Here is a 22,537-nt window from a genome sequence, read left to right as displayed (position 1 = left end):
TCGTCCTGTTCATGGTCTTGCCATACAACCGGGGCGTTCTGGGGCATCTTCTTTAACTCTTTGATTAACTGCTTTACCGTCATACCCATTTTCTTCAATCTCCATCTGATTACTAAACCCCGGCCACTCATCAGCCGCCGGGTATGAAATAAGCTCGCCGTCCACCTTCATCTTTGCCCCACGCGCCAGCGCTTCTAGTTCCCAGCGCTGCACGGTGATGCCGCGCTGGAATAAATCACGCTGAATACGGGGTATCCGCTCCCGTTCTTCACCCGTCAATCTGGCTGACGGTGACGGATCGCGGAGGCTATTGGGGTTAAAATCGCGTTGCTTATGGTTTTTCCTGACGGATTGCTCACGCAGACGCATTCCTAGCGCCCTCACAGCCGCGTTGTCATTCCAATCAATCGGTGGGTTATCGGTTTCTGATGTCGTTGCTATGCCGCTGTTTTCGGCCTGTTTTTTGACATCTGCGCCCGACCGTTGGGCACCCAACCCACAGTTATTGACAGGACTCCGAGGCGCGCCGGGGGCGCTTTTTAAAGTCAAAGGCTCAAGGTCAACGGCTTTAGAAACGATGCGCCACTCGGTTGTCCGGGTTTCAAAAACATGACCGGCACCCAAATGCGGGGCGAAAATCCCGACAACCCGTTGCACTTCTTCGTCATACTCGTTGAGCGTGTCTGACACCCGGCGCGCAACACGCACCGTTTGCAGTTCGCGGGAAACATTCGCGCCGCCCTGCGCTGTCATGTATGTGGCAAAGTCGCCAGCATCGGCGGCACAACGAACGGCTTCGACTTGCTCATCGAACTGGTCAGTGAGATTGACGGTACGCAATGGGCTACTTCGGCATTCACGGTACGCGCCCATTGTGGGGATGCCGATAGCCTTAAATTGAGGGATGCGCCACGTTGACGCCCACGCTGTGACTGCGGCGGCCATATCACGCAACGGCTTTCCGGTTTCGCTATCCAGTTGACCGTCGAGCGCGTAGCCATCAATGTTTTTACTGATATATTTTGCGATATAGCCAGCCGCGCCGCCCTTATTTAGGTGTTTACATTCAAAGCGGTACTTAGCTGCGCCGCGCTCGTCGCCATCTTCTTTCAGGGCGTAGCGGCGCATAATATCGATGACTGACTGGCGATATGCGCGCTTGCAAAACAGCATCATGTGCCAGTGGGGTGTCCCGTCGTGATGCGGCTCGACAACGCGCATCCCGTAAACCTTCAGGTCTGCGTCTTTAAATGCCGTGCGCATCTTGCTCCAAATTTTTACCAGATAGCGCTGGCCGTCTTTCGGCGTAAACGCTTCACTGTCCCAACTCCTGTTAAACTGGACTTTCTCGTTTTCGCCCTTACCGATCACGCGGGTCGGGTGATATTTCGACGGGGTAGTAATAGTGATAAACATCCCGACATCTCGCTGTTCGCTGGCGTAACGCTCAATCCCGGCGATAGTGCTCATCAGCTCCATACGGCGGATTTCAGGGTTAGAAATACTCGCCATCACTTTATCGATCAGGTCGATACGTTCGCCTGTTGCGACGTTCTCAAGCTCACAGTTTTTCAGGTAATCCATGTTGGCAAGGCGACGCGCCTGTACATCGCGGATCGCCATCTTGCTGGCATAGGGTGACGCTTTCTTACTGACCTGACCGACGGCAATATTCAGCGCTTCACGCCAGCGGGTGCGCTGGGCTTTAAGCTGACGAACCCACCATTCCTCATTAATCAGGCGGGAAACGCTGGCTATCGCCTTGCGTATATCCAGCGTACCTTTGCGGTAGCTCTTCCAGAAAAGTGGGGTGATATTGAACGCACGCGCCATGCTGGCGACATGGCCGAAAAGCTCGGCCTGTGCTGCATCGGTAAAGAGATCATCAGGCTGGCCGCCGTGCTCCTCTTTCATGGCATCGCTCATTTCCTCATACGCGGAAAATATCTGGCCGGAAATACGCGCAGCCAGACGCCCCAGCGCTTTGTCATTCATGCCGGGCAGTGTTTGATAAGCGTCAGATTCAGACAAGAAACGCTCGGAGGCGTGGCGGTTCATGGCATGGCGGCTATTGATTGCCTCAATACGCGGCCACATGCGCTGCATAAAGCTGTTAACTAGAAAACGATTAGCGCTCAACACCCCTTTATTTTTTTTCAGGTAAGCGTAACGATTCAGGCATATTTCCCGCAGGAAGTGCGGTTGCTGGTTAATTTTCGCTAAAACGGCTTGCCCCTGAGTCCATTCCTCACGGGTAAGCTGTCTCTCTTCTGGCACGATGGCCGGGCGGGGGGCATTCCATGAATGCGCACCCACGAACGCATCGCGGGTGCTGCCGGGGAAAGGTGGCGGTGGGGTGGGAGCGGAGCGCCCCCGGTGGGTAATGGTCATTGATGATCGCGCATCACTGATTCAACACGCGCCATTAATGCGGCCTGCATTTCTTCCGGCGTTTCTGGTGCGCCGGGTTGGCCGATACCTGCAAAAAAATCACTAATTTCGCTTAGAACCAGTTGAGTTAAATCGGCTTTTTCTCGCTCGTGAGCGTCGATCAGCACCGCCAACGCACGCGCTTGGATTGCCAATCCCAGCGGATCAAGGGATGAAGACGGCGGAGACGGTGGGCAATTGGGACGAATAAGCCCTGCGGGCATAATGCGAGGGCTCATAACCCACCCCGATAATGCTTACGTTTCTTTTCGAGAATATCCTGACAGGACGCGCAGCGGGTCACGCCGACGATTGCAGCGCGGCGCGCTTCAGGGATGGGGTGATCACAATCTTCACAGATAAACGCAGATACGACGGGTAACCTGTTCCGGGCGTTGGCGATCTGGTGCTCTAACATGTCTTGCTGGCGCTGCTGCACCATGTCCATTAAATCCGGCATTACTCGGTCTCCTTATCGTTGTTGAGCTGGTCAAAGGCTGACTGGCACAACGCCGCAAAACGCTTGCTTTCTGTCAGTAGCTTCTTTGAGTCGGTGACATTGCCGCGCCAAATTTCTGTGGCGATAGCACGATGCACAAAATCGTTAATGAGGCTGACGGGATTTTGATAAACGGCCAGCGTGGATAAATACGGCTGGTCGCCGTCTTCTTTCCCGCATTTGATTTCGCCCAGCGCAAAGTCATAGCCGACTTTCGCTATTGCATAATTGCCGTTGATATCGACGCGGTTATAAGCGGGGTTTTCCATTACATCACCGCCTGAATATCTGAACCGGAATTATTAAAGGCGTCAGATTCCTGCCGTAATAATTCGATGATTTCCACGCTGCTTAATTCATTGATAGCGGCATGAGTCGCCAGCTTATCCAGACGAGAAGAAAAAGACGTGTGCGCATCGGCTTTCGCCTCGGTGCGTGCCTGAGAAAGCATTAACTGAATGCCTTCGCTTTCAGCCTTGCGATGCATCGCCTGACCGACTGTTTTATACATGTGCATATAATCCTCAGATAAAGGGAGTCCCGACGCGGTTAAGCGCCTAATTAATTTTATGGGTTATTTAATTCAGATATTCTTCGGGTTTAATTGCCGTCAGAATGTCGGGGGCGGTGTTAAATAAACTCACCAATTCGTTTAGTGCTCGGAATATTGGTTTACTCCACTGACATGAACTATTATCAATATTTTCTATATGCCAAAATGGTTGATTAAACTCTTTTTCACTCAGTCCTGCGTGCATAAATAATGCACGTCTTTCGCTAACACTTAACCTACCCAAAAACGTTAAGATACTTACACCACCACGGCGGCTTTCTGAAAAAGCATTACGTAGTTCATCAATCGCGCAAACAATCCGCTCGCGCTCAGCCGCTGGCATTTCTTCCAGACGGTAAATGGTGTGGCGCTTTTTCATCTGCGCATGAAAGCAGATGGTCAAACGATCACGTTCGTGCAGGCTGTTGTAATAGGCACAGGTTTCACGCCAGCGGCTATCGGCAAAGTGCTTGCTGATAACATTGCGCAGCCCAGCGGGCAAATTCTGCATACTGCTGATGGTAAAGGCTGTCATGCTTTCCCCCATATCACTGATTTGATAGAACGGATAACCCGTTGGGCATAATTTGCTGAACGGGTACGTATGATGATCCCCTGACGGCCTTTGCCGTGGGTGATCGTAAAGTCGGGCTTTGTCTCCGTCTGGTGCCACCAGAGGAACGGCGCGATTGATATCGGTACTTGCATGGTTTCCTCCTTCCTATTGGTAACCGCCCACGGATAGACGGTTGCGAATAGGTGCTGGGTATTTAACAAAGGCCACATATGGCTATATGATTAACTGCTAATGTTTTTTGACTTTCTCGATGGACTGACCCCATGCTTAATGACGCTGAATACGAAAAAATCCAATTCCTTGAAAACCAAATAGATACACTGCAAGATAAAATTAACCTCCAAAACATTGTTATCACTGGGCTACTTTCTCAGGTCTTGAACCTTGCTCAGGGTGACTACACTCAACTGACCGAGACTATTCGCAAAGAACTTAACAAATATCCTCCTCAAAGCGATCAGCGTGAAACCTACCTTCATACAATCCAAAGCCTGATTGACAGATTTACACGCTGATTAATCTCTAGCGGCAGACCGTAATTAAAGAGCTAAATGACTCCCGCCCTTGTGCAACTATTTCCCTGACGTTTTTAGCCCGGAATGTTCTGCCGCTCTTTGTAGTCAAAAAATGACTACCGTCATCTGCAATAGATGGATAAAAAAACGCGACATCATCCCCATCTATACAAACTTCCTTCCCCACACTCACAAAAATAAAGCGTGTGCCCGAATACATGCTGTTACCCAATATTCAACGACGCACTAATACCGCTCAGTGCATCTACGGTTGACGCTAACGCTGGGTTAGCCTGAATACGCGTCTGTAACGTTAAGCCGACCAGCGACAAATAACGCACACCCGCGTTGATACTCTCGATAACGTTATGCCGACGTGCTGGCGTCATACGCTCATCTGATACGCTTTCAGCAGCAACCGCGCCCACTGCGGCGGTGGCCTGCAATACATACGTGGTTAGCCGTTCCGCCTTTGCCTCATTCACTGGCACGGCTGGCAGGCAATTAAGCTGTGCCAAAAGCCCATCGATCAGCGTGGCGTCTTCTGTTACATCGGTGATGGTCATCAGCTCGTCACACGTCAGCTTGTGCGGCTGGTCTGGGTTCAGTTTGTTACGCAAGGTCTGATGATTCATGCCCACTTGTCCGGCCAGCTTCGACAGATTGTGCTTTAACGCGAACATCTGACAGGCGCGGTCAAAGTATGGGTGTATGGAAATCTGATAATCAAACATGCCGAAATTCCCTTTAGTTTGAATAATCGAATTGTTGATTACGCTTTTGACTTAATGTATCGGCAATTGACGGCCTGCTGGCGCAAACGCTCACGCCATGCGACCACGTTGATTAAAACGCGAGATTTATCTGCACGGCCTTTACCTGCTGCTGCACGGATAAGCGTGCCGTCATCAAGCCATTTACGGACAAGGCTATCGCTGACCCCACTTACTTTAGAGAACTCGGCGACGGTCATAACATCCGCCATTGAGGCACGCAGCATAGGTTCTAACGCGATAGTTAATACGGTGGCTAACTGTTGGAATTGCTCAGGATTGAGCGTTGAAACAACACCTTCCTGAGATAGTTCGGTTGCTTTTGCGGTTTGCATATCGCATCATCCTGCGTTGGTTGATAGTAATGTTTGGTTATGTTCACATCTTGGCAGATGGGAGCACTTTAGATCAAAGATTTTTTATTGTAAATAAAAAATATCGTGGTGCGACATGTCTAAATTTGGTGGCGGTGCGGCTAGCGCTCTTGGCAGAATTCTTTCTGCGTATGGGTTTAAGCAGCAGAAAGAGCTTGCTGAAAAGCTTGAACTGCATGCAAACAATGTATCTAGTTGGCTTTCTAGGGACACGATTCCCGGAAATGTAATCGTACAATGTGCCCTTGATACAGGTGCTGATGTCAATTGGTTAGTTACTGGTGAACTTGAAAATTCGAATTTGCAAATTAATGCGGATGCTTTAAAAGACAAGTCGCTTTGTAATCAAAAAGATTCCGCCTCGGAAATCTTGGAAAGAATCCTTTCTTCTTATGGGTTTACCATGCAAAAGGAGTTAGGTGAAAAACTTGGAATATCTAAAAGCAATGTGGCTGGTTGGCTACAGCGTGGGCAGGTTCCCGGAAATGTAATCGTGCAATGTGCCCTTGATACGGGGGCTGATGTAAGGTGGCTTGTGAAGGGTGAATTTGAGAATTCGCATTTGCAAACTGAGGCGAGAACTTTAAAAGGCAAGCCGCTTTACGATCAGATACTCGCATCCGGTGGGAAAGCAGTTTTGCGTCGGATGATGGACGCCTACGGGTTCAGAACACAAAAAGAGTTAGGCGACCTGCTGGGAATTTCTACCGCCACGATTAGCACATGGATTCGTCGTAACTTTTTCCCCGGTGATGTAGTGATTGCCTGTGCGCTAGATACTGGCGTTTCTCTGGAGTGGCTGGCGACAGGGAAGGGTAAAGCAACGACAGTGCAAGGAGTCGATGACCATGCACCCGAAACCATCACCATTGATAAAAAACGTCTGCTGGCTGGCAAGTTAGAAGAAGATGGATTTTGTGCTATTGATGCATCATTTTTACCTGAGGGTATTACTCAAGAAAAACTATGCTACATACGCTCAGGTAAAGACGCTTGGCTGGTCGAAATGGGTGAGGGTGAAATATCTAACGGTACATGGCTTTTAGATATTGATGGAACCTTAGATGTGTACTCTGTATCGCGGCGTCCGGGTAATAAACTGATCGTCAGTGGTCGTGATGGTGAGTTCGATTGCACCGTAGGTGAAGTGGTTGTAAAAGGTATTGTTACTATTATTTTCAAAACAGCAATATAAGGATTTTATTGTCATGCATATGAGCTTTGTTTATATAAATGCTCAGAGAGTTATCAGTAATTTTTTATTGCTTTTAACTCTTGTTGTTTTATCGCCACATTCAATTGCTGACGATAAAAAACTGGATGCTATTGATATTCATCAACAGACTGTCTCAGTGAGCACACAGTCTAATGTAGATGCATTCAATCATTTTGATGATGAAAAAAATCTAGCTAAATTAGCTGAAAAAATATCATCAAGTAAAGAGAAACGAGATGCGCTTGAAATATTAGAAAAGGTAGACTCTTTTTATTCAAAGTCATTTAACTCTCTATTGGCGTTAATAATTTCTATAATAGGTATTGCCGGGATTTTTATTCCACTTGGTATATCATATTATCAAGCTAAGTTGCTGAGAAAACAAACTATCGATTTGCAGGAAAGAATAAGCAATGAAGTGTCTGAAAAATTGTCGGATTTAAAAAAGTCCCTCTATGCTGATAATGAAAAAAGAATGTTAAGTTTAGACGGTGATTTAAAGAAAAACATTGAAAGAATAGAAAAGGAATACAAAATTGAAATAAAAAGCCTCAGATCTGAAAGTCTTGCAAGAATTAATCATCTTAGTGCTGCAACCTGCCTTTTAAACGAAGTATATGGAACGAGTTCTTCATATTATTTTGATGCGGCTTTGAATTATATGGATTATAGTGATCACGGTAATTTAAGGCGAGTGATTTTTTCTCTTAAAGATAATGATATTTTTGCTAAAATCCCACCCCAAAATAAAACTCCAGAGCTTGATAAGAAATATAATGATTTTATAAATAGACTGTCATCATTTAACGTTGATTCCATATATAACGATGATGTTATCTGGTTGAAAAAAACATGGAGGGAGTTTGAAAAAAGAGTAGAAAAAAATGATGACTAATAACCCTGAATGATCATCACTTCATATCTATGATGGTTTCTATACATTGTAGGTACGTTTAAAAGTATGTTTCTCAAACTAACCAGTTAGAAATAAAAATAGATGTCAGTACGAAAATTACCTAGCGGGAAGTGGCTGTGTGAGTGCTACCCAAATGGGCGAGACTCCCGGCGAATAAGAAAGACATTTAACACAAAAGGTGAAGCGGAATCCTTTGAAACCTACACCATGCGCGAGGTTGAAGATAAACCGTGGCTGGGTGAGAAAGAGGATCGCCGCAACCTGAGTGAACTGATTGAGCTGTGGAATAATTTACATGGGCAAGCACTCAGCGCCAGCAAATCACGGATGGGTAAACTGCGTATCATCTGTAACGGGTTGGGCGACCCGGTAGCCTCTAAGCTGACAGCGAAAGACTGGGCGCATTATCGAGATAAACGACTACGTGGAGAAATTGATAACGGCTACCATTCTGACCCCAAAATGTGGATAGCGAAGCCGATCACAGTGAACCGCGAACACCAATACCTTTACGCGATGTTCAATGAACTGAAAAGGCTAGGGGAGTGGACGTTACCTAATCCGTTAGAAGGGATGCGCATCTTTAAAGAAGCCGATCGCGAAATGTCGTGGCTGACAACATCCCAAATCCAACAATTGCTGGATGCCTGCGAACGCTACGGAAAAATTTACCTGACGCGTATTGTTAAAGTATGTCTGGCAACAGGAGCAAGGTGGAGTGAAGCAGAAAGGCTAACCCGTTCTCAGCTATCGCCGTATAAGCTGACGTTCTTCAAAACCAAAGGTAAGAAAAACCGGACGGTGCCGATCCCGCGTTGGCTTCATGATGAGTTATCAGAATTACAAGGGAAGATGTTCCAGCCGTGCTATCAGGATTTTGTAAAGATGCTGGCTTTAACAAACATTGAGCTTATTGAAGGGCAAAACACCCACGTTTTACGGCACACTTTTGCGTCACATTTTATGATGAACGGCGGAAACATTTTGGTGCTACAGCGCATCCTTGGACATGCCAATATTCGCGAAACGATGAGGTACGCACACTTTGCCCCTGACCATCTGGAAGAAGCCGCCCACCTTAACCCTTTAGCTGGTTACAGTGGCGGCAAAGTGGCGGCAGAGAATAATAAAGGCTACTAAACATTACTATCTATAATCGTATAACATATTGTTTTATATGATAAGTGTATGTTTTTAAATGAGGTCGTGGAAAAGCGTCTTAACTAAGATAGCGCTTTCGCAACATCCGAAAGTTGTTATTTATAAGGGGTTTAGCCAAAGGCTAAACCCTTTTTTTATGCTTGATAGTGGAAGCCTTTGCTGAGAAATGCTTCACCTAATGAAAAAACTCATCTGTAAAAGCCGTTGAAAGTGACCAGCAAGTTTTCTAGTGATAGGATATTTCCGGATGTAACATTACTCATCTATATTATTAAAAATTAAAGGAAGATCTGATCTACATGCGCAAACTATTATTCATTCCTCTCTTGCTTTCCTCGTTTATGGCAGAAGCTGATTTTATCCATCCTATGGATTTTGATAACTCCGAAGCTCAGAAAAATGAAGTTATCGAGTTTATACAAGAGACGGTGAAGAAGGATTACTGCGAGAGTGGTCTTGATATGTGTCAGGAAAGTATGTTGCGTATGATGGAGAAGGAAAACCTCAACGCCTTCAAACTTGCCACTAAAGCTAAAGATAGAAAAATAATGGATAAGGTCATAGAGGATTACTGTGAAAGCGGCTTTGATATGTGCAATTACAGTAATATTTATATGATGTACAAAGAAAACCTTAAGGCGAGTAAACAGTCCCTTGAATGGTAGCGCTTCTCCTCTCTGAACGACACTAAAGCACGACTATGACAGTAAAAAGCCCACCTTTTTGGTGGGCTTCGCTTTCCCTGGTGCCATCATTATTGTTTGAATTTCAGTACCATAATGACATCACGCATGGTTATTTTATAAACGTTTATACAGATCAATTTTTCAGTATTGATCGGTTACGGCGATCAAAATATCGCGTTGATACCGTTTTTATCCTGTTCAGTACGGCTTATTAGCGATAACCGTTGGGTACATGTGCATACGATCGTTAATAAACTGAATATCTGTAAATCCGGCCTGTTCTAACTGCAATTGTGTTTGTTTGTGGGTACGGAACGCTGTCCAGGTTGCCCCAATAATACGTGAGAAAAGGACATATTGGAGCGCTAGCAATTTCGGATCGGCGTTTGTCCATGGGGAGTCTTGCGATTGCGTAGGAGGAGGCGTCATAAAGCTGGTTATCAGCGTGCCCCCAGGTTTCAGCCCAGAATAGAACACGCGGTAAAGTTCGGTCACTTTGTCATCATCTTGCTCATAAACATTGAGTCCATTGCTGGTAATCACATCAGCTTGTGCGGCTAGATCAACGGTCCAGGCATCGGTCAATACCAACGATATCTGGTTTTCCAACCCTCGTTGACTGGCAAGTTTGTAAGCCTCTTCCAGCGCCTGTCTATCCAGGTCGATCCCGATTAATTTCACATCTCGATGCCGCGTATAGTCCAGCAGCAGTAAATCGGCCATGACGCCGCAGGGGACGGATACCATGACGGCATTCGGCCGTAAGCGTTCTTGAAGCAGGCGTTGGAAAATACCGAACCGCTCGCGTGTCGCTAAAACGCTGGGGAGTTGTGTGTAGATGATTTCTTCGAGCGGGTTCACATAGTGAGTTGGCTGATGTGCTATCACGTTATGCGTCCAGTACGCATTTAACCCATGATGTTTTAGTAAAAACTGGCCTAATTCAAGGTGGGAGAAGGCATCCAGGAGCGCCAACTGTTCCTTTACGGAAATACCGGGATGGTCACCGGACTCGATAATTCTGTTCTTTACCGCAGCGACTCGTTCATCATGGCTTTCCTGCGATGAGGTTGCGTGTGATAAGAGCCTTGAGCTGTTATTCAGAGACGGGTTATGAGGCTTGTGTGAACCGGACATGTGGGCACTCCATAATATCAATCGCTATCAGGAATAATGGGATTAACTATCAGTGACCTATGGTTTTTTTCAATATCCCAGCATTAGGCTATTGATAACTTAATGTGATTATTTTGTTTGAGCGATAATAGAGGCGAGGTATGTCTGACGTATTTCTATGCGAGTACAAAAGTGAGTGGAATTGTTACCAGATACGATGATCCATAGCTTGTTGCCAGCTAACTCGCTGATGAGTATGGGTCATCGTTTTATCTTTGGAAGGTGATTAAGGCAGGTTTTGCTGCCAGTGAGTTCGCAGTGTTTCCGCATTCTCTACGCCATCGCAGCTGGCGGGAAAGTTTTTTCCAGCTTTTCCCCATTCTTCCATGTTATCTGTACCGCAAAAAGCCGATTGTCCGGCCTGATAACCACGCAGGTAGGTTTCACGGTCGATCTGCGGATTACCAAACCATTCCTGTAAGGTGCTATCGTCCTTTACGACCATGCCAGAGATTGCATCCTGATAACCCGCCTCGTACCAGAAGCCTGATTCACTTTTAGTAGGTAACGAAGGGACGTTGCTTTGGCATGCTGTCATTAAAAGAATTACAGCCAAGACATAACTGTATTTCATCATCAAACCTTCAATGTTTCGGCCATTGGCCTTAAGGAGCATGCCGTCAGGCAATGCCCAGTTTTTCTTTCAGTAACTTGAGATAGCGGCGACTGACAGGAATGTGTTTTCCCGTGTGCGTCAATACTTCTGCTGCACCATTCTCCATTAACTGGATTTCTTTCAGTTGCTCCGTGTTAACCATATATTGACGATGGCAACGGACGAAAGGCGTTTTCTCTTCCAGCGTTTTCAGTGAAAGTTGGGTATAGCCGGACTGGCTGACGCCCACGACGTGCACGCCGCTGAGTTCCGAACAAAGATACTCGACTTCCTCAATCTTGAGCAAAAAAATACGGTTGTGCCCGTTACAGGGGATGTGACGAAGCAAGGGTTCTGAAATTATCTGTACGTTTTTATTTACACTTGTGCCGCGCCGTAAACGATTTAGCGTTTTGCCCAGCCGCTGTGCGTCCAGCGGTTTCAATAAATAGTCAAAAGCATGCTCTTCAAATGCTCTCACCGCGTACTCGTCATAGGCTGTCACGAAGACGACATAAGGCATATTTTCTGGATCCAGCATGGCAACCAGCTCTAAGCCGCTGACCTTTGGCATCTGTATATCCAGAAAAATGACATCCGGTTGCAGCCGGTGAATCGCGGGTATTGCCTCCAGCGCATTGCTGCACTGTGCAATGATGGTGATATCAGATTCATTTTCCAGTAACAGACTGAGCTCTTCACGTGCCAGCTGTTCGTCATCGATGATTATCGCTTTCAACATCCTTCCCCCTTGTTGGCGTGATTCTATCATTATTCACGCTGGAGATAGGCATGGTTGCGTCGGGAAGTGATCGGGCATGCAGATATTGTTTTTATGACAATATTTAGGGTGGTAATTTTTTATTTACACTAAGTGGATTGAAATCTTTACGGTTCGTGTTATGGTGTAAACATCACGCGTAGGTCGTACAGACAATGGGTGTACAGACAGTCGCGAATATACCGAACTTTTCAGGAATGGGATCATGCAAAAAGATTCACTTAACAATATTAATATCAGTGCAGAACAGGTTTTGATTACCCCCGATGAATTGAAAGCCAAGTTTCCACTTAACGATGCAGAACAACGCGATATTGCCCAAGCGAGAGCAACTATTGCGGATATCATTCATGGCCGCGATGATCGTCTGCTGATCGTCTGTGGGCCTTGCTCGATTCATGACACCGATGCCGCGTTGGAATACGCACGCCGCCTGCAATCGCTCGCCGCTGAATTAAACGATCGCCTCTATATTGTGATGCGTGTTTATTTTGAAAAACCACGTACTACCGTGGGCTGGAAAGGACTCATCAACGATCCGTTCATGGATGGCTCATTTGATGTGGAATCGGGGCTGCATATCGCGCGCGGTCTGCTGCTGGAACTGGTGAATATGGGGCTGCCGCTGGCGACCGAAGCACTTGATCCGAACAGTCCGCAGTACCTGGGCGATTTGTTCAGCTGGTCGGCTATTGGCGCACGTACAACTGAATCACAAACCCACCGTGAGATGGCTTCCGGCCTGTCAATGCCTGTCGGGTTCAAAAACGGTACGGATGGTAGCCTGGGAACGGCGATCAATGCGATGAGAGCTGCCGCAATGCCGCATCGTTTTGTGGGTATCAACCAAACGGGGCAGGTTTGTCTGCTGCAAACGCAGGGGAACATTGATGGCCACGTGATTCTGCGCGGTGGTAAAAAACCAAACTACAATGCGCAGGATGTCGCTGAATGTGAAAAACAGATGCAGGATGCGGGACTGAGACCTGCGCTGATGATAGATTGTAGTCACGGTAATTCAAATAAAGACTACCGCCGTCAGCCACTTGTTGTTGAATCTGCGATTGAACAAATTAAGGCGGGAAATCGTTCCATTATAGGACTGATGCTGGAAAGCCACCTTAACGAGGGGAGCCAGTCTTCAGAACAGCCGCGTTCAGATATGCGCTACGGTGTATCAGTCACGGATGCCTGTATCAGTTGGGAAAGTACAGAAACGCTGCTGCGTTCCGTTCATCAAGAGCTGAGTGCTGCGCGTGTGAAACATTCAGGAGAGTAACAAGATATGGTAGCTGAACTGACCGCATTACGTGATCAGATAGATGAGGTGGATAAGGAGCTTGTCGCGCTGTTATCACGTCGGTTGCGTTTGGTGGCGGAAGTAGGTGAAGTGAAAAGCCGCTATGGCTTGCCTATTTATGCGCCCGATCGTGAAGCGGCCATGCTCAGTTCACGCCGTAAAGAGGCGGCATCGATGGGGGTTCCGCCGGATCTCATTGAAGATATCCTGCGGCGAACCATGCGCGAATCCTATACCAGCGAAAATGACAAAGGCTTTAAAACGCTGTGTCCGCAGTTGCGCCCGGTCGTCATCATCGGTGGCCGTGGTCAAATGGGCAATCTGTTTGAAAAAATGCTGACACTGTCAGGATATCAGGTAAGGATTCTGGAGCAGGGTGACTGGCCGCGCGCGGATGAACTGCTGTCTGACGCCGGTATGGTGATTGTTAGCGTGCCGATTCACGTTACTGAACAGGTTATTGCCCGTCTGCCAGCTTTGCCGGATGACTGTATTTTGGTTGATCTGGCATCGGTAAAAAATGGCCCGCTCCAGGCGATGCTGGCGGCGCATAGTGGTCCGGTGCTCGGTTTGCACCCCATGTTCGGGCCAGACAGCGGCAGCCTTGCCAAACAGGTTGTTGTCTATTGCGATGGTCGGCAGCCGGAAGCTTACCAGTGGTTGCTGGAACAGATTCAGGTGTGGGGCGCGCGTCTGCATCGCATTAGTGCGGTCGAACACGATCAGAACATGATGTTCATTCAGGCGTTGCGTCACTTTGCGACATTTGCCTATGGTCTGCATTTAGCCGAAGAGAATGTGCAGATTGAGCAGCTACTCGCTCTGTCATCGCCAATCTATCGTCTGGAGTTGATCATGGTTGGACGTCTGTTTGCACAGGACCCACAGCTTTATGCCGACATTATTATGTCTTCAGAGGATAATCTGGCGTTGATTAAGCGTTACTACAAACGCTTTGGCGAAGCGATTACGTTACTGGAGCAGACGGATAAAGCTGAGTTTATTAACAGCTTCAAAAAAGTCGAACACTGGTTTGGCGACTATGCCAAACGCTTTCAGGCGGAGAGCCGAGTGCTTTTGCGTCAGGCAAACGATATTCGTCAATAAATACGTTTCGTCTTTGAGCTGTGTTTGATAACTGAATTGTGTTCGAGAAGCCATCCCGGTGGAGACCAGGATGGCTTTTTTCAATGATTCGTTCGTATCGACTATTCGTTTACATCGACGGGGACGACGTTTTCACTGGGGTAACAGCCCAACACTTTTAACGAGCGGGTGATGGGGGCTAATCCTTTTAGCGCTTTCTGCATGGAATCGCTGCGTAGGTTGGCCTGCACGTCAAGATAGAACATCTCTTCCCACGGGTTACCGTTGATCGGTCTGGATTCCAGCTTGGTCATCACAATGCCGTTATCACGCAATACCAACAGGGCTTCTACCAGCGCACCGGACTGTTGGCCGGTTGCCATAATTAGCGTGGTTTTTGCCGGTACTTGTTCAGTCACGTCGATAGGCTTACGTGCTAATACAATGAAGCGAGTGATGTTTTGCGACTGATTTGCCAGATCGTGTTCCAGCACCTGTAGCTGATACAGCTGACCGCCGGCTTCGCTGCCGAGTGCTGCTGCTTTTGGTGAGTTGAGCGCCGCGACTTTTTCCATCGCCGCAGCGGTGCTTTCACAATATTCAATCTTCCAGTGTGGAAAACGATTAATGAAATGGCTGCACTGCTGGAACGGTTGCGGATGGCTGTAAACCGTTTCGATTTGTGCCAGTGACGTATCGGTAGCTACCAGGACGCAGTGATTTATCGGGTTGGTTAATTCACCGACGATGGATAATCCCGTGTGTTGCAACAGGTCATAGACATCGTTGATCGAACCGGAGCTGGTGTTTTCAATCGGCAGAACGGCATAGTCTGCCTGACCTGTTTCCACCATATTGAAGATGTCCTGAAACTTTTGGCAACCGCATTCGATGAGTTGCTCGAAGTGTCGTGCGGCATACTGGCGGGCGGCAAGATGGGAATAAGACCCCTTCGGACCGAGAAACGCAATACGAGCAGAGTGTGATGTTGTTTGGTTGAGGTGATGCTGTAAGAGAGCCTGCTGCGTCAGTACCGAATCTTCAATAATGAGCTGAAATAAGCGGGTAATATAGTGGCCATCAAGATGATGCTTTTTCCCAGCAGCTGTCAGCTTGTCCAGCAAATCACGCTCACGCTCTTTGTCACGGATAGGGCGATGCGAATGTAATTTGCTGCGGGCAACGTCCAGCGCCAGTTCTCGTCTTTGTGCCAACAATTCAATTAATTGCAGATCCAATGCGCTGATGCGTTCTCGCAGTGCCAGTAATGGGTTGTCTGTCATGATGCTATTACCTGCCTTATGTTCTTATATAAAAAAAGCCTCCTGGTCAGGAGGCTTTTTTGTTCGTCTTCGTATTCTTGCTCTTACGACGAATCGCCTCCCAAATCAGGGGAAGGTGAAAAAGAATACGAAGAAAAACAGTTTATTTGTCATGTGTGCTCGGTTAGTCAGGAAAATCCAGATTCTTAGCAGGTAAGGTAACTGTTGGCTTTTCATCCTGTCAATACAAAATCGCCGCGTGCAATGTTAAACCATGTATTGCGTTGGTGCTTTAGGATGTGAGTTACGGGGGCGTAGAATGCAGAAACGCGCCCTCAGGCGCGTTATATTGAGGTAAAGAGAGTGAATTACTCTTCTTGAGTCGGCTGGAGATTGGCTTCTTTGACGCTAGCTACCGCACGTCTGGCTTCGCCTTTATGCTGGAGCTTGTCCAACTGGCGTTCGAGTTTGGTAATCAGCTCATTGATGGCGGCATACATATCATCATGTTTAGCACTGGCAACCAGCGGACCATTTGGCGTACTGATAGTGGCATCGGCCACAAAACCCTGGGGCTCTTTTGACAGAATAATATGCGGGTTAATCAGCTGGGTTTGCCACTTATCCAGCTTAGAAAGACGGTCTTCGACATGTTGACGAATTGCGGGGGTGATATCCATTTGCTTACTGGTAATATTAATAGTCATATAAACTTACCTCTCTGCCTATGTCCGTCTTGGATGATTTCAGCATACAGCGAGTTGTGACAAAAAGCGTGATATTGATCGCTTTTTTTCGTCACTTTTTGTCAAGAAAACGCGATTTGTGAGGCACCATCGGGAATAAGAGGGAAGTACTTGAGGGGGCATCTGGCCTGTGCCATTATTGACAGGATGTATTGACGTTACCGCGCTGTTGTTGACTCCCGCCAACCTGTTTTTTTCTGCGTCATTGATGCATAGCGAACCGATAAAACCATAAAAAAACGGCAACCGAAGCTGCCGTCTTATTATTATAGTGTGTGGCTTATCGTTTATGCTGGGTTAGCAGCGATGATTTTTGCCACTTTATCCGCCTGTGCGGCCAGTTGCAGTTCACGATAGGCATTTTCCATCAACGGCAGGGCATTTTTTGTTGCCTGAGTATCTGGGTAATCACGCAGCATTTGCTCAACGCGATTAACTACTGCCACATAAGCGCCGCGTTTCGTGTAGTATTGCGCGACAGAAAGTTCATACTTGGCCAGACGCTCTTTGAGGTAAACCAAACGCTTGTTTGCGTCGGTGGCGTATTGGCTGTTCGGATATCCCTGAATGAGCTTGCTGAAATCCCGAAATGCGGTGCGGGCATACTGCGGATCGCGATCGGAACGATCGACGCCGAAGAAGCCTTGTAACGCGCTATCATCCAGCGCCATGTCGGTCAGGCCGCGCATGTACAGGACATAATCCACGTTTGGATGGGTCGGGTTGAGTCGCAGGAAGCGGTCAATAGAAGCTTGAGCCAATGGCAGCTCTGCGGATTTGTAATAGGCGTAGATCAAATCCAACTGTACTTGCTGCGAATAGGGACCAAACGGATACCGGTTATCCAGTGCTTCCAACTGCGTGATGGCTGCTTTAAAGTTGCCGTCCTGCAGTTTTTGTTGAGCATTGGCATAGATTTCAGATGGCGGACTATCAGGAACCGCATCTTTGGAATTGCTGGAGCAACCAGCCAGCGCCAGGCTCAACGTGGCGGCAGCCACCAGATATTTCATACGCGTCATGACGTTTTGATTATCCTCAGAATGTTATTCCGGGAGACTGTCCGTTAAGCTCCCGATTTAGACCAGCTACAATAGTACATTATTTTAAACGGCGTCGCCGTCAAAACCCAACGTTAACGAAGAAGCTGCATAATATGGCACAACAAGTACAACTCACCGCAACGGTGGCCGAATCTCAACTCGGACAACGTTTAGATCAGGCTTTGGCCGAATTGTTCCCTGATTATTCACGATCCCGTATAAAAGAGTGGATTCTTGAGAATCGGGTACAGATTAACGGCAATGTCACCAATAAGCCAAAAGAGAAAGTACTTGGCGGCGAATCGGTAGCGATTGATGCATTGATTGAAGAAGAAGCCCGCTGGGAAGCACAGGATATCAAGCTGGATATCGTGTATGAAGATCAGGATATTCTGGTCATCAACAAACCCAGAGATTTGGTGGTTCACCCCGGAGCGGGTAACCCGGATGGCACGGTATTGAATGCCTTGCTGCATCACTATCCTGAAATTGTCGATGTGCCCCGCGCCGGTATTGTGCACCGGCTTGATAAAGATACGACAGGGCTCATGGTGGTCGCGAAAACCGTCCCAGCACAGACGCGTTTAGTTGAGGCGCTACAGGCGCGTGAAATTACCCGTGAGTATGAAGCCGTTGCGATTGGCTCGATGACCGCGGGCGGCATGGTCGATCAGCCTATTGCTCGCCACGCAACCAAACGTACTCACATGGCGGTGCACCCAATGGGCAAGCCTGCCGTGACACATTATCGCATCATGGAACATTTCCGTGCGCATACCCGTTTGCGGTTGCGTCTGGAAACGGGGCGTACTCATCAGATTCGTGTGCATATGGCGCACATTAATCATCCTCTGGTTGGCGATCAGCTATACGGCGGTCGTCCTCGCCCGCCAAGAGGCGCTTCGGAGAGTTTTATTGAGACGCTGCGTGGTTTCGATCGTCAGGCGCTGCATGCCACCATGTTGCGTTTCTACCATCCTATTACTGGTATTCACATGGAATGGCATGCGGAATTGCCGCAGGATATGGTCGATCTGATTGATGCGCTGAAAGCCGATACTGAAGAATTTAAAGATCAGCTCGACTGGTAATGAATTAATACGATAAGTGCCGATTTATAGAGGTGACGGACTATGCTGATATACCCCGACTGGCCTTTGCCAGAAAGTGTGAAATCTTGTAGTACGACGCGTGTTGGCGGACGTAGTGTTGCACCTTATGATTCGCTGAATTTAGGGAATCATGTGGGCGATGAGCCCGCACACATTACCGAAAATCGGCAAGCGCTGGTGGAGATGGCTGGTCTCCCAGCCATGCCGCATTGGTTGGAGCAGGTTCACGGCACCGATGTGATTCGTATTGGTGAGGTATCCCCCACGTCTGTTTGCGGTGATGCTGCTTATACGGATAAGAAAGGGCAGGTCTGTGCGGTGATGACGGCTGACTGTTTACCCGTGCTTTTTTGTGCAAGCAACGGTGATGAAGTGGCTGCTGCGCATGCCGGTTGGCGGGGATTACACGCTGGGGTGCTGGAAGAAACGTTAGCCTGTTTCCGTGCGCAGCCTGCGCAGATCATGGCGTGGCTGGGGCCCGCTATCGGGCCTGATGCTTTTGAAGTCGGTCCTGAAGTGAGAGACGCATTTATTCAGCATGATGCAGCAGCGGTTTCTGCATTTCGGCCTGAAGGAAATAAATTTTTTGCCGATATCTACCGACTGGCAAGTCTACGTTTACGCGCCGCAGGGGTAACGCAAATTTTTGGTGGAAACGCCTGTACTGTGAGCGAACCTCACAAATTTTTCTCTTATCGGCGTGATGGCGTGACTGGTCGTATGGCAAGTTTAATCTGGCTGATATAACCTATTGAATTAAGACGATCCAGGACAAGTAACGTTTAAATCCCGTCACGACTGGCAAAATAACCTTGAAATTTTTGAGGGATGACCTCATTTAATCTCCAGTAGCAATTTTGACCAGTGTATGGGAGGAGTTATGCGTCTGGATCGTCTTACCAATAAATTCCAACTTGCTCTTGCTGATGCCCAGTCTCTCGCCCTCGGGCGCGACCACCAGTTTATTGAACCCCTTCACTTGATGAGCGCTTTGCTTCATCAGGATGGTGGAACTGTTGGTCCACTTCTGACTGTTGCCGGAGCCAATCTTAATCACCTGAAAACCGAAATCGACCAGGCAATCACACGTTTGCCGCAGGTTGAAGGCACTGATGGTGATGTCCAACCTTCGAGCGAATTAGTCCGCGTATTGAATATGTGCGACAAGCTCGCGCAAAAGCGCAGCGATACCTTTATCTCTTCGGAACTTTTCGTGCTCGCTGCGCTGGAGTCTCGCGGCACGTTGGGGGATATATTGAAAAAGGCGGGTGTTACGCAGCAAGGGGTAACAAACGCGATTGATCAAGTGAGAGGAGGGGAGCAAGTGAACGATCAGGGGGCTGAAGATCAGCGCCAGGCATTGAAGAAATTCACGATTGATCTCACGGAGCGTGCGGAACAAGGCAAACTCGATCCTGTAATCGGGCGTGATGAAGAGATTCGCCGCACTATTCAGGTTTTGCAGCGTCGAACTAAAAATAATCCGGTATTAATTGGCGAACCTGGCGTGGGTAAAACCGCGATAGTAGAAGGGTTAGCCCAGCGTATCGTTAATGGTGAAGTGCCTGAAGGCCTGAAAAACAAGCGCGTACTTTCATTGGATATGGGCGCGCTGGTGGCAGGTGCGAAATACCGTGGTGAGTTTGAAGAGCGTTTGAAAGGCGTGCTCAACGATCTGTCTAAGCAGGAAGGCAACGTCATTCTGTTTATTGATGAACTCCACACGATGGTGGGCGCGGGCAAAGCCGATGGCGCGATGGATGCCGGCAATATGCTAAAACCTGCGTTGGCTCGTGGTGAGCTGCATTGCGTCGGAGCGACAACGCTGGATGAGTATCGGCAGTATATTGAAAAAGATGCGGCTCTTGAGCGCCGTTTCCAAAAGGTGTTTGTCGCGGAACCGACCGTTGAAGACACGATTGCGATTTTGCGTGGACTGAAAGAGCGCTATGAATTGCACCATCACGTACAAATCACTGACCCGGCGATTGTGGCGGCGGCAATGCTCTCTCATCGCTATATCGCGGATCGCCAATTGCCAGATAAGGCGATTGACCTGATTGATGAAGCTGCATCCAGCATTCGTATTCAGATTGATTCGAAACCCGAACCCCTCGATCGGCTTGAGCGCCGGATCATCCAGTTAAAGCTGGAGCAACAGGCGCTAAAAAAAGAATCTGATGAAGCCAGCCAAAAGCGGCTTGAATTGCTGAGTGCGGAACTTGACCAAAAAGAGCGCGAATATTCCCAGCAAGAAGAAGAGTGGAAAGCAGAAAAAGCGTCACTTACGGGAACGCAGAATATTAAAGCGTCTTTAGAGCAGGCGAAAATTGCGCTGGAACAGGCTCGCCGTCAGGGCGATCTGGGGAGAATGTCTGAACTGCAATACGGCAAAATCCCTGAGCTAGAGAAACAGTTGGCAGCAGCAACGCAGCAGGAAGGGAAAACGATGCATTTGCTGCGTAATCGAGTTACGGATGTTGAAATTGCTGATGTGCTGGCGCGTTGGACTGGTATTCCTGTTTCTCGCATGCTGGAAAGCGAGAAAGAAAAATTATTGCGCATGGAAGATGAGCTGCATCAGCGTGTGATTGGGCAGAACGAAGCCGTCGAGGCGGTAGCGAATTCTATCCGTCGCAGCCGGGCAGGGCTATCTGACCCTAATCGTCCAATTGGCTCGTTCCTGTTCCTTGGCCCAACTGGCGTTGGGAAAACGGAGCTTTGCAAAACATTGGCGACTTTCCTCTTCGACAGTGACGACGCCATGGTGCGTATCGATATGTCTGAGTTTATGGAAAAACACTCGGTTTCACGTTTGGTCGGTGCGCCTCCTGGATACGTCGGTTACGAAGAAGGGGGATATCTGACGGAAGCGGTGCGCCGCCGCCCTTATTCGGTCATTTTGCTGGATGAGATCGAAAAAGCGCACCCTGATGTGTTCAATATCCTGCTTCAGGTATTGGATGATGGTCGCCTTACTGATGGTCAGGGCAGAACCGTCGACTTCCGTAATACTGTGGTCATCATGACATCAAACCTGGGGTCAGATCTTATTCAGGAGCGATTTGGTGAGCGCGGCTACACCGAAATGAGAGACATGGTACTTGAAGTTGTTAGCCACAGCTTCCGCCCTGAATTTATTAACCGTATCGATGAAGTTGTGGTATTCCATCCACTGGGAAGAGCGCACATTACGTCGATCGCACAAATTCAGCTTCAGAGACTATACAAACGTCTTGAAGAGCGTGGATATAGCGTCACGATGACGGATGCGGCTTTAGATATGCTCGGTGAAGTCGGGTTTGATCCTGTCTATGGTGCTCGCCCGCTTAAAAGAGCGATACAGCAACTGATAGAGAACCCACTTGCTCAGCAGATACTTGGGGGCAAATTGATACCCGGTAAACCGATCACATTGGATGTTGAAGGTGAACAGATAGTCGCACGGCAATAATTATGTGAGTAAAACGGTAAGCGATAAACGGGGGCATTCGTTAATGGATGCCCCCGTTTTCACACCGTGAGCTCGTATCGTGTTCATTTTCTGTATGTGAAGTATGCGAAATGGTGTCTTTTGGTTTGTTTTTGAACGGTTGGAAAATAATTTGCATTTAGCGCTTGTCAGGCGGCGAGAAGTCCCTATAATGCGCCTCCACTGACACGGCAACAGCGACACGCGGTTGCGGTAACAGGAAAAAAGATTCAACGAAGGCGGTCAGTAATGACTTGACTTCAC

25 protein-coding genes and 1 other annotated feature are annotated in these 22,537 nt (G+C 48.1%); of the genes, 10 read left to right on the top strand and 15 right to left on the bottom strand.

The features are described 5' to 3' along the window. Nucleotides 1-9: 9 nt before the first annotated feature. The 7 genes from R9X49_RS21010 to R9X49_RS20980 all read right to left on the bottom strand — a co-directional run bounded on the left by R9X49_RS21010 (nucleotide 10) and on the right by R9X49_RS20980 (nucleotide 4,190). Nucleotides 10-2,391 carry a replication endonuclease gene (locus R9X49_RS21010; RefSeq protein ID WP_319850227.1) on the bottom strand — a complete coding sequence of 794 codons (2,382 nt, stop codon included), beginning with the start codon at nucleotides 2,389-2,391 and terminating at the stop codon, nucleotides 10-12. After that, entirely contained in the window at nucleotides 2,388-2,669 is a 282-nt protein-coding gene (locus tag R9X49_RS21005) for a hypothetical protein (RefSeq protein WP_319850225.1), read from the bottom strand. Before R9X49_RS21005 ends, R9X49_RS21010 begins: the two co-directional genes overlap by 4 nt. Then, entirely contained in the window at nucleotides 2,666-2,890 is a 225-nt protein-coding gene (locus tag R9X49_RS21000) for a TraR/DksA family transcriptional regulator (RefSeq protein WP_319850224.1), read from the bottom strand. The genes R9X49_RS21005 and R9X49_RS21000 overlap by 4 nt, the downstream gene beginning before the upstream one ends. Beyond that, nucleotides 2,890-3,198, bottom strand: coding sequence for a DUF5405 family protein (locus R9X49_RS20995; RefSeq protein ID WP_201879215.1), 309 nt, complete (start codon nucleotides 3,196-3,198; stop codon nucleotides 2,890-2,892). The genes R9X49_RS21000 and R9X49_RS20995 overlap by 1 nt, the downstream gene beginning before the upstream one ends. Continuing rightward, nucleotides 3,198-3,446, bottom strand: coding sequence for a DUF2732 family protein (locus tag R9X49_RS20990; protein ID WP_201879213.1), 249 nt, complete (start codon nucleotides 3,444-3,446; stop codon nucleotides 3,198-3,200). The genes R9X49_RS20995 and R9X49_RS20990 overlap by 1 nt, the downstream gene beginning before the upstream one ends. A gap of 61 nt (nucleotides 3,447-3,507) precedes the next feature. After that, nucleotides 3,508-4,017 (bottom strand): replication protein B, encoded by a 510-nt coding sequence (locus tag R9X49_RS20985; RefSeq protein WP_201879211.1) that lies wholly within the window; start codon nucleotides 4,015-4,017, stop codon nucleotides 3,508-3,510. Next, nucleotides 4,014-4,190, bottom strand: a complete 177-nt coding sequence (locus R9X49_RS20980; RefSeq protein ID WP_201879209.1) for a hypothetical protein — start codon at nucleotides 4,188-4,190, stop codon at nucleotides 4,014-4,016. Before R9X49_RS20980 ends, R9X49_RS20985 begins: the two co-directional genes overlap by 4 nt. Nucleotides 4,191-4,322: 132 nt before the next feature. Between R9X49_RS20980 and R9X49_RS20975 the strand changes: the two genes are divergently transcribed. After that, nucleotides 4,323-4,574, top strand: coding sequence for a hypothetical protein (locus R9X49_RS20975; protein ID WP_201879207.1), 252 nt, complete (start codon nucleotides 4,323-4,325; stop codon nucleotides 4,572-4,574). 224 nt (nucleotides 4,575-4,798) lie between these two features. Here the strand turns inward: R9X49_RS20975 and R9X49_RS20970 are convergent, their stop codons facing one another. Continuing rightward, complete coding sequence (locus tag R9X49_RS20970; protein WP_319850219.1) at nucleotides 4,799-5,308, bottom strand: phage regulatory CII family protein; 510 nt, start codon at nucleotides 5,306-5,308, stop codon at nucleotides 4,799-4,801. Nucleotides 5,309-5,346: 38 nt separating this feature from the next. After that, a complete protein-coding gene (locus tag R9X49_RS20965) occupies nucleotides 5,347-5,682 on the bottom strand; it encodes a Cro/Cl family transcriptional regulator (protein WP_103199383.1) in 336 nt (111 codons plus the stop codon). Between the two features lie 115 nt (nucleotides 5,683-5,797). Here R9X49_RS20965 and R9X49_RS20960 point away from each other — a divergent pair, with 115 nt between their 5' ends. The 4 genes from R9X49_RS20960 to R9X49_RS20945 all read left to right on the top strand — a co-directional run bounded on the left by R9X49_RS20960 (nucleotide 5,798) and on the right by R9X49_RS20945 (nucleotide 9,679). Beyond that, nucleotides 5,798-6,916 (top strand): phage repressor protein CI, encoded by a 1,119-nt coding sequence (locus R9X49_RS20960; RefSeq protein WP_319850218.1) that lies wholly within the window; start codon nucleotides 5,798-5,800, stop codon nucleotides 6,914-6,916. A gap of 13 nt (nucleotides 6,917-6,929) precedes the next feature. Then, nucleotides 6,930-7,832 (top strand): hypothetical protein, encoded by a 903-nt coding sequence (locus R9X49_RS20955; RefSeq protein WP_319850216.1) that lies wholly within the window; start codon nucleotides 6,930-6,932, stop codon nucleotides 7,830-7,832. 102 nt (nucleotides 7,833-7,934) lie between these two features. Further along, nucleotides 7,935-8,993: a site-specific integrase gene (locus tag R9X49_RS20950; RefSeq protein WP_319850215.1), complete on the top strand. Its 1,059-nt coding sequence runs from the start codon at nucleotides 7,935-7,937 to the stop codon at nucleotides 8,991-8,993. 320 nt (nucleotides 8,994-9,313) lie between these two features. Next, nucleotides 9,314-9,679, top strand: coding sequence for a hypothetical protein (locus R9X49_RS20945; protein ID WP_319850214.1), 366 nt, complete (start codon nucleotides 9,314-9,316; stop codon nucleotides 9,677-9,679). A 219-nt stretch (nucleotides 9,680-9,898) separates the two neighbouring features. Here R9X49_RS20945 and R9X49_RS20940 read toward each other — a convergent pair whose 3' ends face one another. From R9X49_RS20940 to btsR, 3 genes are all read right to left on the bottom strand, one after another. After that, nucleotides 9,899-10,837, bottom strand: a complete 939-nt coding sequence (locus R9X49_RS20940; RefSeq protein ID WP_319850213.1) for a class I SAM-dependent methyltransferase — start codon at nucleotides 10,835-10,837, stop codon at nucleotides 9,899-9,901. A 265-nt stretch (nucleotides 10,838-11,102) separates the two neighbouring features. After that, nucleotides 11,103-11,450, bottom strand: coding sequence for a DUF2799 domain-containing protein (locus R9X49_RS20935; RefSeq protein WP_319850363.1), 348 nt, complete (start codon nucleotides 11,448-11,450; stop codon nucleotides 11,103-11,105). Nucleotides 11,451-11,496: 46 nt separating this feature from the next. Next, entirely contained in the window at nucleotides 11,497-12,213 is a 717-nt protein-coding gene (gene btsR, locus R9X49_RS20930; RefSeq protein WP_225085512.1) for a two-component system response regulator BtsR, read from the bottom strand. 244 nt (nucleotides 12,214-12,457) lie between these two features. Here btsR and R9X49_RS20925 point away from each other — a divergent pair, with 244 nt between their 5' ends. Next, complete coding sequence (locus R9X49_RS20925; RefSeq protein WP_319850212.1) at nucleotides 12,458-13,531, top strand: 3-deoxy-7-phosphoheptulonate synthase; 1,074 nt, start codon at nucleotides 12,458-12,460, stop codon at nucleotides 13,529-13,531. 6 nt (nucleotides 13,532-13,537) lie between these two features. Next, nucleotides 13,538-14,659 (top strand): bifunctional chorismate mutase/prephenate dehydrogenase, encoded by a 1,122-nt coding sequence (gene tyrA, locus R9X49_RS20920; protein ID WP_319850211.1) that lies wholly within the window; start codon nucleotides 13,538-13,540, stop codon nucleotides 14,657-14,659. A gap of 101 nt (nucleotides 14,660-14,760) precedes the next feature. Here tyrA and pheA read toward each other — a convergent pair whose 3' ends face one another. The 3 genes from pheA to bamD form a co-directional block, all read right to left on the bottom strand. Next, nucleotides 14,761-15,921, bottom strand: coding sequence for a bifunctional chorismate mutase/prephenate dehydratase (gene pheA, locus R9X49_RS20915; RefSeq protein ID WP_319850210.1), 1,161 nt, complete (start codon nucleotides 15,919-15,921; stop codon nucleotides 14,761-14,763). Nucleotides 15,922-15,949: 28 nt separating this feature from the next. Further along, nucleotides 15,950-16,075: a sequence feature (Phe leader region), on the bottom strand. 193 nt (nucleotides 16,076-16,268) lie between these two features. Continuing rightward, nucleotides 16,269-16,607, bottom strand: a complete 339-nt coding sequence (raiA, locus tag R9X49_RS20910; protein WP_010285968.1) for a ribosome-associated translation inhibitor RaiA — start codon at nucleotides 16,605-16,607, stop codon at nucleotides 16,269-16,271. A gap of 326 nt (nucleotides 16,608-16,933) precedes the next feature. Next, nucleotides 16,934-17,668: an outer membrane protein assembly factor BamD gene (gene bamD, locus R9X49_RS20905; protein WP_039307890.1), complete on the bottom strand. Its 735-nt coding sequence runs from the start codon at nucleotides 17,666-17,668 to the stop codon at nucleotides 16,934-16,936. Nucleotides 17,669-17,802: 134 nt separating this feature from the next. Here bamD and rluD point away from each other — a divergent pair, with 134 nt between their 5' ends. The 3 genes from rluD to clpB all read left to right on the top strand — a co-directional run bounded on the left by rluD (nucleotide 17,803) and on the right by clpB (nucleotide 22,255). Further along, a complete protein-coding gene (gene rluD, locus R9X49_RS20900) occupies nucleotides 17,803-18,780 on the top strand; it encodes a 23S rRNA pseudouridine(1911/1915/1917) synthase RluD (RefSeq protein WP_319850209.1) in 978 nt (325 codons plus the stop codon). A gap of 42 nt (nucleotides 18,781-18,822) precedes the next feature. After that, nucleotides 18,823-19,548 (top strand): purine nucleoside phosphorylase YfiH, encoded by a 726-nt coding sequence (gene yfiH, locus R9X49_RS20895; protein ID WP_319850208.1) that lies wholly within the window; start codon nucleotides 18,823-18,825, stop codon nucleotides 19,546-19,548. A 133-nt stretch (nucleotides 19,549-19,681) separates the two neighbouring features. Then, nucleotides 19,682-22,255, top strand: coding sequence for an ATP-dependent chaperone ClpB (clpB, locus tag R9X49_RS20890; RefSeq protein WP_319850207.1), 2,574 nt, complete (start codon nucleotides 19,682-19,684; stop codon nucleotides 22,253-22,255). Nucleotides 22,256-22,537 lie beyond the last annotated feature (282 nt).

This window comes from Pectobacterium carotovorum, from assembly GCF_033898505.1.
GTDB lineage: Bacteria > Pseudomonadota > Gammaproteobacteria > Enterobacterales > Enterobacteriaceae > Pectobacterium > Pectobacterium carotovorum_J.
Note: the sequence above shows the minus strand (reverse complement) of the source record. Positions and strands in the feature narration are given on the sequence as shown.